Genomic DNA, 17,093 nt, shown 5'->3' with positions numbered 1-17,093 from the left:
TTATTGTTTTATCATAATTGGCATACTCATTGTAAATATTGTGTTAAGTAAGCGCTCTACTTTTATTTTTTCACGCGCATCTTTTTTCAAAGTATAGATTTTAATTAAATCATCTTGGGTGTATTGACTGGTAAATAACGTTATCTTTTTATTTTGATTACGATATGTCAATACAGCTGCTAAAACTTCATCTCTTGACCAACTTGTCACATTTTCTCCACCTAGATCATCAATCACTAAATAATCTACATTACGAAGTTCCTCTATATTATTATCATTTCCAAATTCACTAAAAGAATTCTTTAAATCGATTAAATATGTAGGAAAATGCACATATCCTAAATGATACCCTTGTTTAGCAAGTGATCTTGTTAAAAAACCAGCTAATGTTGATTTTCCACAACCAGATGGCCCACAAATAAATAAACCTTTTTTTGACGTATTCGATAAAAAATGATCAATTGTACTTGCAAGTTCTTTGTTCATAATATCTTTAATTGATTTTAAATCAGATAATAATAAATCATCACTCACATTCGAAACAGTAATATGACTTAAAATATTTTGCTTTTCTAATATTTCTTTTCCATACTTACAAGGGACAAGTATTGTTTTTAAATGATGATTTTCAACATGAACCGCTTGCTTCATTCCTTTAGAAACTTTATGACATTGATAAAGCCCCCTACAATCTTTACATTTTTGCATATCTTCTTGAAAATCTAAAAATTCAACCCAATTTTCTTCTATAAAATCTCGTCCTACTTGTCCATCAGATAAAACTTTCATTATGTACGGATCCTTTATAAGTTCATTGATACTTTCTTCTTTTTGTTTTTGAAAATTTTGATCATCATCAAATAAATGTAAATCTTGTAAACTTTGCATTTTTTCTCCTCCTAGTCATATTTTTCTAACATTGCAAGAGCATCTTCATCAATATTATCTGCTGTTGATTTTTCTTGAGAAACAATTTGAATATCTTTTGTAAAATCATCCCAGTCATGATGTTGTTGATTTTGATATTTCAAATAAGCTTTTCCTTCTTCTATCGCTTCTTGAACCGTTTTTATTTTTTTTCTTTTCCATTGACTTCCTAAAGCTTCTATAAAATTTTTAGGTAATGATTGATTACACTTTTGAAGTGTTGTTTCTATTAAAACATTGACAACTCCTGGCTCTAATTGTAACGTTGTTAAAACAGATTCGACAACTTGAAGATCTCTTTTTAATGGTTCTTTACCACCCGTTTTATCTTTTAATAAATCATAAGGTGAAATATTTTCTAAATAATAAATATGTTTTTGTAAAGAAGATTCTCCCTGTTTTTCACTTTGAAGCAAAGGGGATTGCTTATGAAATACCTCTGTAAATTTTTCCGGCATTTTTAAATCATAATAGTTTCGGCAGTTTTGAGCCAATAACCGACTATTTAAATGATTTTCAATCATTGATTGTTTGACAAGATCTTGCATATCTAAAGCATTGATATGATATAAAATTCCTAATTGTTGAATTATTTTTTCATCTTCTTGATCAAACATTTTCTTAGATAATTGTAAATTTTCAATGCCTTGATAAAACAACGTTAGATCGTAACTATTTTCAATAGAATTTTGTATTTTTTGTTTATATTTTTTTTCTTTTAATATATTTTTTTCATGATGATGAATTTCAAAAACATCTGTAAACGATGCTGTCATTTCTTGATAATCATTTAAATTAACATTATACGTTTGAAAAATCGCTATTGTTTTTTCATATTCATCTTTCAATCTATCTTTCAATAAACGATCAAGAATTTGATGATTAATAAATTCTTGAGGTGATAACGGCATTTTCAAATCAAAAAGATAACGATTATCATTCGTTTGTTTAACATATGAACATACAAGTCCTACAGCTTCTAACTTATCAAAAGATTCCTGTAAAGAATTTAATGAAAATCCTGATAATTTACATAATCTAGAAATCAAAGAAGGACTTTTTGTAAGTGTCATTTGATCCAATTCACTATTGAGTGTTAGATAAAGAGCAGTAGCTTCCATCCCAATCAATGGTTGATAAAGTTGTAAAACTGTTTTATAACCAGTTAAATCAAGCATATAACTACTTCTTACTTGATAAACATCACTCGTTAATAATTTCTTCATGACTGATCCTTTCTATAAATTCATCAATTTGTTTATATAACTCTTCTATTCCTTGATTGTTATCAAAAACAATATCGGCCATTTTTCTTTTCTTTAAAGAAGAAATTTGGTTATTGATAATTGTATAAGCATAACTTTCATCAATATGATCTCTTGCCATCAATCTTTGAACTTGTCTTTGTTCATCTAAATAAACAACAATAATTTCATCACACAAATATTCTAAATGAGATTCATATAATAAAGGAATATCTAAAAAGATACAATCTCTCTCTTTATTTTTTTCAATTTCTTCCTTCATTTTAAAAATCACATAAGGATGTATAATAGCCTCTAACTGTTTTTTAGCATTTTTATCATGAAAAACAATTCTTCCTAATGCCTTTCGATCAACAATTCCATCTTTAACACATCCAAATAACTCTTGAACCTTCAAAATACATTCTTGATCAATTGTTAGAGCATTTCTTGAAATCAAATCCGCATCAACAACAAGATAACCTCTTTCTATTAAATAATGTGTGACTGTCGATTTCCCACATGCAATACTTCCTGTTATTCCGTATACTTTCATCGTTTTGCCTTTTGACATATTGGACAATAATATGTTCCTCTTTCATTAATCATTACTTTTTTTATCTCATGTCCTAATGGACAATGCTTTTGCATATGCACTTTTAATTGCACTTGAAACAAACCATCAATTCCATTAGCACTAAAAGAATGAATTGTCGTTCCACCTTGTAAAATAGCCTTATTTAAAATCTCACAAGCAACATCCACTAATTCTTTAACTCTCTTTTTACTTAAAACATTGGCTTTAGTATAAGGATTTAAATGCATTTGATAACAAATTTCATTTGCATAAATATTTCCTATCCCTGTCATAATACTTTGATCTAGAAGAACTGTTTTAATCGCTTTATTTTTCTTTTTAAGCTTTTGATAAAGCTCTAAGTAATCTATTTCAAAAGGTTCAGGGCCTAATTTACTTAAAGGCAGTTGATTTTTATAATCATCATGATCCACCAACTTCATTCTTCCAAACTTTCTAACATCATTATATCTTAACTCCATACCCTCTTCTAATACAAAGATAACATGGTCATGTTTAGAAAGTATATCCCCTTTTTTACATATTTGATACTTTCCTTCCATTCTAAGATGAGAAATAAAGGCAACATCCTCCAATTTAAAAATCAAATATTTCCCTACACGATCAATCTCTGTAAAAGTCTTATTTTTTAAAGTTTGTACAAATTCTTCTTGATCATCATCAATGATTTTAGGATATAAAATTTTTATATCTTCAATTTTTTTATTTAAAATAAAATTTTCTAATGTTCGTCGAACCGTTTCAACTTCTGGTAATTCTGGCATTTTTTCACCTACTTTAACTCATACCAATTTTTAGCGTAAGTTCCTTCCGCTTTTAATTCCACTTTCATTTGATAAGCACTTTCCATTCCTTCTTTTACAAGTTTCATCATTTTATCCAATTCATCTTGATAAACATCAAAAATCAACTCATCGTGTACTTGTAAAATCATTTTTGATTTCATATGATTTTCTTTTAATAATTGATCCACTTTGATCATTGCAAGCTTGATAATATCAGCGGCTGATCCTTGAATTGGAGAATTCATCGCTAATCTTTTTCCAAATTCTTGTCTCATATAATTCTTTTCATTGATTTCTGGAATATATCTTTTTCTATTTAAGACAGTTGAAACATAACCATTTTCTTTTCCAAAAGCAATGCTTTTATTCATATAGTCTTTAATCTCAGCATATTTTTCAAAATATTTTTCAATAAATGATTTAGCTTCTTTAACAGTGACACCTAATTGTTCAGCCAAACCATAATCAGACATTCCATAAATAATTCCAAAGTTAACAGCTTTTGCATTTCGTCTCATTGTTGATGTAACCTCTTCTTCACTTACACCAAAAACAACACTTGCGGTATGACGATGAATATCTTTATCATGATTAAAGGCATCTATTAAACTTGTGACATTGGCTAGATGAGCAAGTACACGTAATTCAATTTGCGAATAATCAAAAGATATTAAATAATCATATTCAGGAACAAACGCTTTTCTAATAAGTTTTCCTTCTTCTGTTTTGACTGGTATATTTTGTAAGTTAGGATCTGTTGATGATAAACGTCCTGTTTGAGTTAAAGCTTGATTATAAATAGTATGTGTCTTTCCATCAATAAAGATTTGTTCTTGTAACCCAATAATATAAGTTGAATAAAGTTTACTTAATGTACGATAATTTAGAACTTTATCAATAATTGGATGAACATTTTTTAATTTATTTAAAACATCTACTGATGTGGAATAACCTGTTTTTGTTTTCTTACCATTAGGTAATCCTAAATCCTCAAAAAGAACTTCTCCTAATTGTTTAGGAGATGAAATATTAAATTCTTTATGTGCCAATAAATAAATTTCTTTTTCTAATTGATCAATTTGTCCTTTAAAAGTATCTCCTAATTGTTTTAAAACATCTTTATCCATTTTAGCTCCTTGAAATTCCATATCCGCTAAAATATACGCTACAGGCATTTCAACATTTTTGTATAAATCAAATTGTTGATCTTTTTTCAATCTTTGTTCTGCTTCATTTTTTAATTCATAAATTGCTTTAGCTTGTAAAACATAATGTTTCGATAAGACATCTTCTTCAGGAACATGTTTTTTAGCACCTTTTCCAAAAACTTCCTCATCAAATTGTAAATCAAAATATTGATAATAATCACAAACGATTTTAATTTCATCTTTTAAAGAAGAATTTAAAATATAAGAAGCAAGCTGTAAATCAAAAGTATACCCTTTAACTTCTAATCCATGCCAACGACAAGCATTGATACATTTTTTTATATCATAACCATATTTTTCAATCTTTTCATCTTTTAAGAAAGCCTTAAAGTTTTCATCATGCATAGCATTTTCTAAAGAAATATAATAGGCTTCGTCTTTATTATAAAGACCAAATCCCAAAATAGCCGATTTATGATAATTCGTATCATAGACTCCTGCAATTAAAGCTGTATTCTTTTTAATATTTGGTAAAGTTTCAACAATTTTATATTCTAAAGGTTTACTTTGCTTTGTTTCTGTAGAAAGAGACATTCTTTTAAGTAAAGAGTTCATATCATAACGTCTGTAAAACTCCGCAAGATCATCATTATATTCTTGTCCTTCATATTTCCAAGCATCTAAATCTAATTCAACAGGTGCATCTGTTATAATTGTGGCAATCTTTTTAGATAAAAGGCCCAATTCAATATTCGTTCTAACTTTCTCACCCATTTTACCTTTTAATTCATCCATATGTTCCTTTAGATTTTCTATTGTCCCATATTGATTTAATAACTTCAAAGCCGTTTTTTCACCAATTCCTGGAATTCCTGGAATATTATCAGCACTGTCTCCCATAAGACCTAAAAGATCTCTCATTTGATCAGGTTCTAAATTATATTTTTCTTTAAAACTTTCAACTGTAATAACTTCATAATCATTGGTCTTTTGAGGCTTTTTGTATTGTTTAACATTTGAATCAATCAACTGCATCATATCTTTATCATTTGTATAAACAGCTACTTCCATGCCTTGATTTGACGCTTTTTTAGAAATCGTTCCAATAATATCATCACCTTCATATCCTTCTTTTTCAATATAAGGAATATGATGAGCTTCTAAATATTCTCTAACCATTGAAAACTGACAAACAAGTTCATCCGGTGTTGGCTTTCTTGTCCCTTTATATTCTTCCAATAGCTCACTTCTAAAAGTCTTCCCTTTTGCATCAAAAGCAACCACAATATACTCAGGATTTTGTTTCAATAAACTTTCTAATCTATTAGCAAAACCATAAACTGCATTGGTTGGTACACCATCTTTATTGACCATTAAATTTCCCATAGCAGCTGTTGCATAATAACAACTAAATAACCAAAAATTCCCATCTATTACAACTAATTTTTCCATTTTATACCTCATTTACTTCTTTAACATTTTGTACCACTAAAGAAAGCTTATCTCGATAATTCATCTTTCCTTCAATACATACAATCTTATTTTTTTCTAACAATGTCTTATATCTTTGATACGTTGAAGAAAAAACGACTCCCTCAACATTTCCTGTTTCATCAAATCCTTCAATAAAACACATTTCATTTCCTTTTTTATCAACGATCACTTTGACCCTTAATAAAGATAATAATACTCTCACATTTTTTGAGACATACTCATTTAAATTTGCGACTGCAAGAATTGGTTGATTGATTTTTTGTTTCATATAAGCTAAAGGATGTTGTGTTAAATACACACCTAACGCTTTCTTTTCTAATTCTAAACGCACCATTTTATTTTCTTTAATAATTTCTAAAATAGGTGGTTCATCAATACCAATCATATTTTTTAAATGTGCATACTCTGTAATCTTTTCTAAATTAGCTTTTAAAGTCGCACGATTAAGTCCAAATTCATCAAAAGTACCCGCATCAATTAAACTTTCTAACATTAAACTCGTGATTTTCTTTCCTTCCATTCGCGAAACAAAATCAAAAATATCTTTAAACAAGCCATTCTTTTGTCTTTCTTCAACAATTGCTAGATAACCTGCCTGTCCTACATTTTTAATAGCTAATAAAGAAAAACGTAAATCACCTTCTACTTGTTTAAAATAATGTTCAGAATAATTAATGGATGGCGGTAAAATTCTAATTTGATATTTTTTAGCTTCTGCAATATATTCCATTTTATGAACATCACTATTTTGTTCATTAGAAAGAATTGCTCCATAAAAAGATAAGGGATAATTAGCTTTTAAATACGCAAGTTGATAACCAATTAAACCATAGGCAATTGCATGAGCTTTATTAAAGCCATAATCTGCAAACTTTTCAATTAATCCAAAGATATATTCTGCCTGATTTTTTTCATAACCCTTTTTTAAAGCCCCACTTATAAATTCCTCTTTCATTGATTCCATTAACCCAAGTGTCTTTTTAGAAGTTGCTTGTCTTAATATATCTGCTTTGGCAAGTGAAAAACCAGCAATTTTTTGTGCTACTTGCATTAATTGTTCTTGATAAATAATAATACCATACGTTGATTTTAAAATATCTTTTAAATCATCATGTGGGTATTCCACTTTTTCTTGATGAAATTTTCGAGCAATATAATGAGGAATTTGTGACATAGGTCCTGGTCTATATAAAGCATTGGCAGCTCCAATATCTTCAATACTGCTTGGCTTTAATTTTCTAAATAAATTCTTCATCCCTGGTGATTCTAATTGAAAAACACCTAACGTATCTCCATTTGATAACATCTTAAATGTTTTTTCATCATTTAAAGGAATCGTATTTAAATTTAAATGAACACCTTCATACTTTTCAATATTTTTTAAAATATCAGAAATTACAGTTAAATTCTTCAATCCTAAAAAATCCATTTTTAATAAACCAACACTTTCAATATAATTTTTAGAATACTGTGTCAATACATTTTGATTAGGACCTTTTGTTAGAGGAACCACTTCATTTAAACAATCTCCTGATAAAACGACCCCTGCAGCATGCATTGAAATATTACGTGGTAAACGTTCTACAAGATAGATTGCCGGTAAAATCTTTCGTAACATTTCTTCTTGATTGACCATACTTGCAAAAGCATAGGAAGATTCATAAACTTCTTTTACTGTTTTTCGATTTTTTCCTTGTGTTGGAATATACTTTGACATCATTTCTAATTTAGGTAAAGAAACTGAAACGACTTTTCCTAAATCTCTTAAAGCAACCTTAGGCCCATAGGTGGCAAAAGTAACAATTTGTCCAACATGTTCTTGTCCATACTTTTCTGTAACATATTTAACAACTTCATCTCTTTTATCATCTTGAAAATCAATATCAATATCAGGCATTGAAACACGCTCTTCATTTAAAAAACGTTCAAATAATAAATCATATTTTAAAGGATCAATATTCGTGATTCCTAAAACATAACTCACTAAACTTCCAGCAGCACTTCCTCTTCCTGGACCGACTTGAATATCATGTGTTTTCGCAAATCTTACATAATCAAAAACAATCAAAAAATAATCATTGAAGCCCATTTTAGCAATGACTTTTAATTCTTTTTTTAAACGTTCTATATAAGATCTAGGAACTTCTTTTCCTTTAAATCTTTTCTTTAAACCAACAATACAAAGTTGCTGTAAATAATTTTGGCTCGTCACATTTTCAGGTAAAGGATAGTGTGGTAAATGCATTTGATTGGTTTCAATAGTGACATTGCATCTTCTTAACAAATCATTTGTATTTTCTATAATTTCGCGATCAAACAATAAAGACATCTCATAAGCATCTTTTAAATACATCTGATTTGTTTGTACTTTATAATTTCGATCAATTTTTTCGCCATGGATACTTGCTTGCATTAAATCAACCGCTATAGCATCTTGTGGATATAAATAACGTACTTCATTCGAAGCACAAACCTTCACTTCTTGTAAAGTGGCAAGTGCTTTTAAACGTTCATTTAAAAATGATTGCATTTTTAAATGATGATCTTGAATACAAATATAATAATTATCTTTAAACATCTTTTTAAACAATGCAATATATTTTAAAGCCTCAGATTCTAACTCTTTTAAAACAAGCCTTTCAACAATTCCTTCTTTACATCCAGAAAGAATAAAAAGATGTTCACGATATAAAAATAATCTTTCTAATTCAATCGCTTTATGTTCACTTAAATTAATATCACTACATATTTTCATTAAATCATGATAACCAATTTGATCTTTTGCATAGAATAAAAAAGGATAAACTTCTTGATCAATAAGTACATCCCCTTGCATTCCAAAAATAGGTTTGATGTCATAATGATGACAAGCATTAGAAAATTCAATCGCACCATACATATTATTGATATCTGTTAAAGCCAATGCTTCCATATGCAATTCTTTCGCTCTTTTACATAAATCTTGAATCAAAATCGTACTATTTTGAAAACTATAACAACTATAGATATTCAATTCACCAATCATGTTGCCACCACCTTTTTCCATATTATACGCTAAATCATCCTTGATTAAAAGAATTACAAAAATGTTTTCAAAGATAATAAAATTAAAATCAAACCAACATATAAAGTTAAAAATAAATACAGCATTTCAAAAAAAGAATACGTTAAAACAAGCATAACAAACAACCTATAGATATATAAAATAACTGTATAGTAATGATAACGAATCTGTAAAACACAAAATCTTCTTTGCCAAATGATAATGACAATAGATAAAAACATCGCTATAAAATGAAAAGGTAAAAATAACGAAGACAAAATAATTTGCAAAATCAAACAAATCCCTACTAGAAACTGCATTTTTTTGATTCTAATTAACATAACACCACCATTTTATTTTATGAAAGAAACAAAAAAAGAGCACTTATTTAGCATGCTCTTGTAAACTTTTTGCAAGCTGTGCTGGACAACTTGTTGGTTTTGCTCCACATTTGATGTCTTTTAAACGTTCAATAACTTCATCAACTTTCATACCCTTTGCTAGTGCAGCAACTCCTTGAGTATTTCCTGAACATCCACCTGTAAAGATAACATTTTTAACAATCCCATCTTCAACTTCTACATGGATATTTCTTGAACAGACACCTCTTGGTGTATAATCGTATTCCATTTTTATTCCTTCCTCCTATTTTTTTGTAAGTTTAGCAATTGATGTCACATATGATTGATACATATGACTATCTACTGCTTTAATCTCTTCTACTTTATAATATTTTGATAATTCTTGCAAATCTTTTGCAAGCATAGATGTTGAAGAATTCATATAAATGACTGTTTGTACTTTTCCAAGTCTTAAAGTATCCTTTAATTCATTAGAAATCCCATTGACTCCTTGAATAATCACTGTATCATACACTTTCTTTTTTGCAAAAGTAACCATTTTTTTAATTGGTTGACCATAAACAAATTTAATATTTTCTTTTCCTAATAATTTAGCATTATAAGTAGCACTTTCAATATTATCTTTCTTTTCATCAATAGCAACAACTTCTTGATCTAAATTCATTTCTAAAATACCATTTTCACAATTAATAGAAATAATCTTTTTACTTCCTTTGACCATTGTTTTAACAATCTTATTTCTAATTTCAAAAGATTCTAAATGATCTGGTAAAGTTGTTTTAACAGACATAATATATTTTTTACCATCACAAATAAATTCTTCTTTCGTATTTCCAAAAATCTTCTTATAACCTTGACTTTCAAAATCTTGATATTTAGAAGTATTAATTGACATAAATAAACCATTGACTTGTTTTAATTTTTTAATATCACTTACCACTTCATCTTTTAAACCGTCTTTCCCTGTAATAATGATGACTTGTACTTTATCTTGGAAAACACGTAATTTAATAAATCTTAAACCTGTTCTAAATTTATCATTATATGTTTTGCATTGATGATTATTAAAAACTTCTTCCAATTGTAATAATGTTTGATTAATTAATGGATGTTGTTTCATACACCCTGTCATCACTGTTAAATATTTTGTTTCTCTTTGATAAATCCCAAAAGTAACTTTTCCTTTAAAATCTACAATTGGTAAATTAGCTTGTGTAAGGAAACCATTTTTTTGATTCATCCCAATAATTTGATCAATCTTAATTTGTGAACGATCTAATTCTGTATACTTCTTTAAAGATTCTTTAATTAAATCTTTTTTATGTTTTAATTGTGCTGGGTAAGCATAATGTAATAAATTACACCCCATACATTCTTTATTCGCACGACATGGATTTTTAACACGCATTGGTGAAGGTTTAATGACTCTAATTAAATCACCAAAATAATAATTTTTATTATTGTATTGTTTGGCATCAATTTCTACTTCTTCATTTAATAATGCCCCTTTAATAAAGACAATTTTACGATTAATGTAACCAATACCTTCTCCATTGATTCCCATTTTTTTAATTTCAACTGTTGTTTTCATATAGCCTCCTTAAAAAAGGAAAAGCATCTTATTGATGTTTTTCCTCTCCTTCTTCCTCTTCTTTCATTTCATGTATTATTAATCTAAGAAGTTCAATTCGATTCTTATGCATCTTTTCGATAATAATTGTAACTCCTGGAAATTCAATTTTATCTTTTATTTTAGGAACACCACTAAACTCTCCTAAAACAAGACCACCGATTGATTCAAAATCTTCCGATTCAAAATGAGTATCAATTTCATCATTGACCTCATTTAAATTTAAACTACCATCTACTAAATACTCATGATCATTGATTTTAACAATATCATCACTTGTATCATCATATTCATCATCAATTTCACCAACGATTTCTTCAACAATATCCTCAAAAGTAACAATTCCACTCATAACACCATATTCATCTAATACAATAGCAAGTGTTGCATGTTCCTTTCTCATTGAAGCAAAAACATCATTGACTTGATTGAATTCATAGACCACAAAAGTCTCTCTCATATACTTTTTAACATCAAAATGTTCTTTATCAATATCGATAAACAACAAATCTTTCATATTTAAAACACCTATAATTTCATCAAAAGACTCATCATGAATAGGATATCTAGAATACTGTGCATCATGATAAACATTCATTAATTCATCATATGTACAATCATCCGGTAAACTTTCAACATGAATACGTGGTGTCATAATCTCTTTGATTTCAGTTTCACCAAATTCAAAAACATTATGTATCATTTCTTTTTCTTCTTTTTCTAGAACACCTTCTTCATGTCCAACTGTTACAATTGTTTTCAATTCTTCTTCAGTTAAACTAGGGCCATGTTCTTGATTACCACCTAAAAGTTTAATAATAAATCCTGTAATAATATTCAACACAAAAACAACTGGTTTAGTAATTATACAAACAAAACGAATAAATGGTGCTAAAGCAAAAACTAATTTATCAGCGTTTTGAGTAGCAAGAGATTTAGGTGTGATTTCACCAAAAATCAAAATACACAATGTTACAACACCTGTTGCGATTGCAACTGTTTGTGCACCATCTCCAAAAATAGCCATAATCGTTGCTGTTGTAAGTGACGAAGCACCGATATTTACTAGGTTGTTTCCTACTAAAATAGCACTTAATAAACGATCTTGATTATCTAATAAAGACTCTACTAATTTTGCTTTTTTATTTCCTTCTTCAGCAAGTGTACGTATTTTAATTTTACTTACCGATAAAAAAGCTGTTTCACTACAAGAAAACAACGATGATAAAATTAATAAAATGATTAATGATATGATATTCATTATCTGGGCAGAATCCACTTTTACATTTCTCCTTTGATTCTATTATTGAAAATTATAATAGTATAATTACAAAAATTTGTCAATATTCCATTATTTTTGTATAAAGTTTATGTAATGATGATAAAAATCATCAATATCTTCATCATATACAACTAACACTTTTTTACCTTTGATTCCTAATTGATAATGGTCAATTTCAACAACTTGGTCAAAATACATTGATTTTCTTTTTTTAAATTTCTTTAAAACATTTTGATATGTATTATATCCAATTTCATCACTACGCCATGAACCTTTTTCTTCAACGATTTGGTCAATCTCTTTATCACTTGGCATTCTTGTTTGTCTTTCACGTTCAAGAACCAATTCTTTAAAAATATTTTTTGAAACAAAAGTATTTAAACATTGATAATAACCTTCAAAAGAATAAATTGCTTCTCCATCATCTTTATCTTTACCTATTTTTTGAATAAAAGTTGTCGTATCAACAAGTAGATTTGAATTATTTTCATCTATCCTTTTATTTTTTGGCAAAGTGATCGTCATTTCTTGTTTATCTAATTTTGAAAAATCAATTTCATTATACAAAAAGTAAACACCTACAAAAACAGCAACAGAAACAATCACTGCTATTTTCTTTTTGATTGGATTTTTAATTAAAGGAATTTTTGTATTAATAATTGTCGCAAATAATGTAATTAATATAAAATAACCCAAAAAGCTTAAAAGTGAACTTAAGTTATTCATTTTTAAAACAAATAACATTCCAATCATCAAAATAGCTAAAATATCTATAACAATGCGAACAAAACCATCTAAATATTTAAACTTTTGATAAGAATACGTTCTTTTCTTTAAAGCACGTCTCTTTAAATAAATAAACAATGCTGCAAATAGCCATAAAAAACAGCCTACATAAATAAGAAAAAAAATGAAACAAACATTTAAATTTAAAAATATCGAACCCCAAGAAAAACGATACAACCAAGAAAAGAAACTTGTAAAACCATAAAAGATCATAGTTGCAAGAATGCACATAGCAATTGCCCATGGTTTAAACATTTTTAATTTTGCCTCACATAAAACATCTTCATCACTTGATAAATCTTCCGCATCTAAATTAACATTTCGATAAATATGCATATCTTGCATACAACAAACATGTTCATATCCTAAATGGTCTAAAGTTTCTAAATAGTCATCCGTTAATAGATTATAGTCAACTTGATATTTATAAACTTGTGAGGATTTTTCAAACTTAAAAAATGAATTAACTGATACAAGATTCCATCCTTTTTTAGACATTCTATCTAGATAAGGAATTAATATTTCATCATAAAACAATCTATTTTTTAAAAATGTATACTTATATTTCATCTTCATAATCCTTTTTCATAAACAAAATAATTTGTTTTTGCATCCTTTCCTTTTCTAATTCAAGTCTTTCTTTTCCTTTTTGAGTAATTATGTATATTTTTCTTTTATTTTCTTCTTTTAATAATTGAATATATCCTATATTTTCAAAACGTGGTAACAATGCATAAAGTGTTCCAGCACCAACTCTAACATCACCTTCCGTCATTTCATTTACTTTTTCCATAATTTCTAAACCACATATGGGCTCATATAATGAAAGTAAAATATAAAACATTTGTGGAGTTAATGTTTCAAATTCTTTTCTCGCCATTTTCTCACCTCTTTTATCGAATATCGATAAATATTTCAATCCCATTATATCGATATTCGATAATAAAAGCAATATAAAAGCGAACTTTTGCCCGCTTAATTTCTAACATATGCTTTAATAACTTTTATTGTTTCATCATTTAAAGGTCTAATTGTATATTCTTTAACATTTGCAGGAACAATAAATGTTTCTTGATTTCTGGATATTCTTTTTTTATAAGTCTACTGCTTGCTGATTTATAAGCATTGATAAATTTAGAAATCTCACTATTAGGCTGTCCTCTGAACAGTACATGAACATGGTCTTTATCGTGGAGCTAGACCCCTCCCTACGCTTCGCTTAGAGGAAGGGGATTGCGCTCCTGTTTTTGTTCAATAAAGAAACCTCTCTTTATCTTCTTTAAAACATCTTCATCATCATTATCTTGTTTAAAATTAGGCATCCCTTTTCGATATCTTAATTGAATTTCCCAACGAGCAAGATCATAATAAATCAAAGTATCACCTTTATGAATGTAACTCGCTCCAATACCATAAATCAAAGCCCTGACTTTATGACTAGCAAGTGTGATTGATATTGAGCCAATTTTATATCATCAATAAAATCATCCATCTTTCCATAATATATGACTCCTCTTACACGATTTTCTGTTAAAAAAGGCTTCATCATTTTATTAAGCTCATCTTTTTCATAAAATACATCTTCACTTTTAATCACGAAATCAGGTTTATAAATTTCTTTAATTAAATCAAAGATTTCGTCATCGACGCCAGGATAACAATCTACAGTTAAACAATAATTTTCTTCTTGTCCTAGATTTTCTAAATATTTTTTATTTCTGTTTTGCCTGTACAAGCTTCATTTTTATATCCACTTATATTTATTTCTGGAAATTTATCATAATTCATTACTATCACCTAAATTCCTTTACACTTGTTATTTTATATTTAAATTATATCCCATATCATCATATGAATCTACAAATCTCAAAACATATTATTCCCCTAACATAATAACAATCGTATCTCCTTCTTCAACATACTCACCTTTTCTTGGTAATTGATCAATGACCTTATTTCCTTTACCAACAAAAGTAATACGTAAAGAAATATTTTGAACTTCACTTCTTTTTTTACCTATATAATTTTCTACTTTGATTGTTCTTTTATCCATTATAGAATATGATTTTTGTCTTTGAGATTTTACTTTTTTGACATTTAAAGCAGGTAAAATATCAACAAACATCTTTCTAGCGATAGGAGCAACTGTTGTTCCACCATATTGAATACAGTTTTTTGGATTATCCATTGCCACATACAAAACAATTTGTGGATCATCAATAGGAACAACGCCAACAAAAGAGAGAATATAACCACTTCCAACATAGCTTCCATTAACCGCCTTTTGCGCCGTTCCTGTTTTACCACCAATACGATAACCGTTTATATAAGCATTTCTACCTCCACCATCAGTCACGACACTTTCTAGCGCATCTCTTACTTTTTTAGATGTTTCTTCTTTAATAACCTGTCTTTTTACTTTCTTTTTAACTTGTTCAACAATTTCATTATTTGAACTGTTACTGATTTCTTTTAAAATATGCGGTTGTAACAAATAGCCACCATTGACACAAGCACAAATAGCAGTTACCAATTGTAAGGGCGTTACAGATATGCCTTGTCCAAAAGCAACGGTCGCTTGTTCAAGTTCATGAAAGTTTTTATAATCAAACATAATCCCACATGATTCTCCAGGTAAATCAATTCCCGTTTTTTCAGTTAAGCCAAAATTTTGAACATATTGATACAATCTCTTTTTTCCTAATCTCCTACCAATTTCTACAAATCCTGGATTGGATGAATTTTGTAAAACTTCTCTAAAAGTCTGTAGTCCATGCCCTCCTTTTTTCCATGATTTGATTCTTGCACCTGAAACATATTCATATCCTTTATCATAATAAGTATCTTTATCCATATCAAATAAATTTTCATTTAAAGCACTTGAAAAAGTTATGATTTTAAAGGTTGATCCTGGTTCATAAGTTTTCCAAATAGGAATATTTTGATTATAAATATCTTTATCCTCATTTTGATAATCATTAGGATTAAAGTTAGGATAACTGGCGATTCCTAAAATCTCTCCATTTTTAGGATTCATCGCTAGTGCCCAAATACCATCTGGATGATACGTATCATAAGCATTTGATAATTCTCTTTCAAGGACATCTTGAATTCTTTTATCTATGGTCAAAGTGATATTCATTCCACTTTGACTATACGTATAATGACTTGGATACATTTTTAAATTATGACTTTTAGCATCCATATAATAATCAATCGAACCGTTTTTTCCTTTTAAAAACGAATCATATTCTAACTCCAATCCTAATAATCCTTGATTATCAATTCCAACAAAGCCTAAACAATGACTTAAATAATTATTTCCCGGATAATATCTTTTTGTATCTTTAATCAAATAAACACCTGATAAATGCAATCTTTGTATTTTACTTGCAACTTGATTATCAAGTTGTCTTCCTTCTGGAGAAATTCTTTGAATCGACACCTTTTTATTTAATTTTTCTTTCAAAACATTGACATCTACATTTAAAATTTTACTTAATTCTAAAGCTGTTGTTGCTTGATCCTTTATTTGACTCGGTACAACAACCAAAGAAGCCGTTGTAAGATCTGTTGCCAGTACATTTCCACTTCGATCATATATTTTCCCTCTATTAGCTTGTACAGGAAAAGACCTTTGCCAAGACTCTAATGCTTTATCATAAATTTTTTTACGATCAATGATTTGAATATACCCCACTTTAAAAATAAGCGCTAAAACAATGAGATAAATACATATTTTAATGATTTTGATCTTATTAACAGATTGTTGAAACAACATAAATCTCACCATT

The 17,093-nt window shown here is 28.3% G+C and carries 15 protein-coding genes and 1 pseudogene; all 16 read right to left on the bottom strand.

Translation table 11 applies throughout. From position 1 onward, the window contains the following. The 16 genes and pseudogenes from C7U54_RS00295 to C7U54_RS00225 all read right to left on the bottom strand — a co-directional run bounded on the left by C7U54_RS00295 (position 1) and on the right by C7U54_RS00225 (position 17,080). Complete coding sequence (locus tag C7U54_RS00295; protein WP_022002931.1) at positions 1 to 888, bottom strand: ATP-binding protein; 888 nt, start codon at positions 886 to 888, stop codon at positions 1 to 3. An 11-nt stretch (positions 889 to 899) separates the two neighbouring features. Continuing rightward, positions 900 to 2,153: a DnaD domain protein gene (locus C7U54_RS00290; RefSeq protein WP_022002932.1), complete on the bottom strand. Its 1,254-nt coding sequence runs from the start codon at positions 2,151 to 2,153 to the stop codon at positions 900 to 902. Continuing rightward, positions 2,131 to 2,727: a dephospho-CoA kinase gene (gene coaE / locus C7U54_RS00285; protein ID WP_107029059.1), complete on the bottom strand. Its 597-nt coding sequence runs from the start codon at positions 2,725 to 2,727 to the stop codon at positions 2,131 to 2,133. The genes C7U54_RS00290 and coaE overlap by 23 nt, the downstream gene beginning before the upstream one ends. Next, on the bottom strand, positions 2,724 to 3,533 hold the full coding sequence (mutM, locus tag C7U54_RS00280) for a DNA-formamidopyrimidine glycosylase (protein WP_107028893.1): 810 nt from the start codon (positions 3,531 to 3,533) through the stop codon (positions 2,724 to 2,726). The genes coaE and mutM overlap by 4 nt, the downstream gene beginning before the upstream one ends. An 8-nt stretch (positions 3,534 to 3,541) precedes the next feature. Then, a complete protein-coding gene (gene polA, locus C7U54_RS00275; RefSeq protein WP_107028892.1) occupies positions 3,542 to 6,154 on the bottom strand; it encodes a DNA polymerase I in 2,613 nt (870 codons plus the stop codon). Position 6,155: 1 nt separating this feature from the next. After that, positions 6,156 to 9,221, bottom strand: coding sequence for a DNA polymerase III subunit alpha (gene dnaE, locus C7U54_RS00270; protein ID WP_107028891.1), 3,066 nt, complete (start codon positions 9,219 to 9,221; stop codon positions 6,156 to 6,158). 53 nt (positions 9,222 to 9,274) lie between these two features. After that, positions 9,275 to 9,580, bottom strand: a complete 306-nt coding sequence (locus tag C7U54_RS00265) for a hypothetical protein (protein WP_022002937.1) — start codon at positions 9,578 to 9,580, stop codon at positions 9,275 to 9,277. 43 nt (positions 9,581 to 9,623) lie between these two features. Then, positions 9,624 to 9,869: a TIGR03905 family TSCPD domain-containing protein gene (locus tag C7U54_RS00260; protein WP_022002938.1), complete on the bottom strand. Its 246-nt coding sequence runs from the start codon at positions 9,867 to 9,869 to the stop codon at positions 9,624 to 9,626. Between the two features lie 15 nt (positions 9,870 to 9,884). Further along, entirely contained in the window at positions 9,885 to 11,192 is a 1,308-nt protein-coding gene (locus C7U54_RS00255) for a TRAM domain-containing protein (protein ID WP_107028890.1), read from the bottom strand. A gap of 28 nt (positions 11,193 to 11,220) precedes the next feature. Beyond that, positions 11,221 to 12,492, bottom strand: coding sequence for a hemolysin family protein (locus C7U54_RS00250; protein ID WP_230311039.1), 1,272 nt, complete (start codon positions 12,490 to 12,492; stop codon positions 11,221 to 11,223). 90 nt (positions 12,493 to 12,582) lie between these two features. Further along, positions 12,583 to 13,869, bottom strand: coding sequence for a DUF2812 domain-containing protein (locus C7U54_RS00245; protein ID WP_158562022.1), 1,287 nt, complete (start codon positions 13,867 to 13,869; stop codon positions 12,583 to 12,585). Then, complete coding sequence (locus C7U54_RS00240) at positions 13,859 to 14,179, bottom strand: PadR family transcriptional regulator (protein WP_022002942.1); 321 nt, start codon at positions 14,177 to 14,179, stop codon at positions 13,859 to 13,861. The genes C7U54_RS00245 and C7U54_RS00240 overlap by 11 nt, the downstream gene beginning before the upstream one ends. A 181-nt stretch (positions 14,180 to 14,360) precedes the next feature. Beyond that, positions 14,361 to 14,492: pseudogene (locus C7U54_RS00235) on the bottom strand (transposase); the annotation flags it as partial. Between the two features lie 15 nt (positions 14,493 to 14,507). Next, complete coding sequence (locus C7U54_RS14505; protein ID WP_155522437.1) at positions 14,508 to 14,675, bottom strand: hypothetical protein; 168 nt, start codon at positions 14,673 to 14,675, stop codon at positions 14,508 to 14,510. Between the two features lie 41 nt (positions 14,676 to 14,716). Then, positions 14,717 to 15,034, bottom strand: a complete 318-nt coding sequence (locus C7U54_RS00230) for a hypothetical protein (protein WP_022002944.1) — start codon at positions 15,032 to 15,034, stop codon at positions 14,717 to 14,719. Between the two features lie 141 nt (positions 15,035 to 15,175). Beyond that, positions 15,176 to 17,080 (bottom strand): penicillin-binding transpeptidase domain-containing protein, encoded by a 1,905-nt coding sequence (locus C7U54_RS00225; RefSeq protein ID WP_107028888.1) that lies wholly within the window; start codon positions 17,078 to 17,080, stop codon positions 15,176 to 15,178. Positions 17,081 to 17,093 lie beyond the last annotated feature (13 nt).

The organism is Faecalibacillus intestinalis (assembly GCF_003024685.1).
GTDB lineage: Bacteria > Bacillota_I > Bacilli_A > Erysipelotrichales > Coprobacillaceae > Faecalibacillus > Faecalibacillus intestinalis.
Note: the sequence above shows the minus strand (reverse complement) of the source record. Positions and strands in the feature narration are given on the sequence as shown.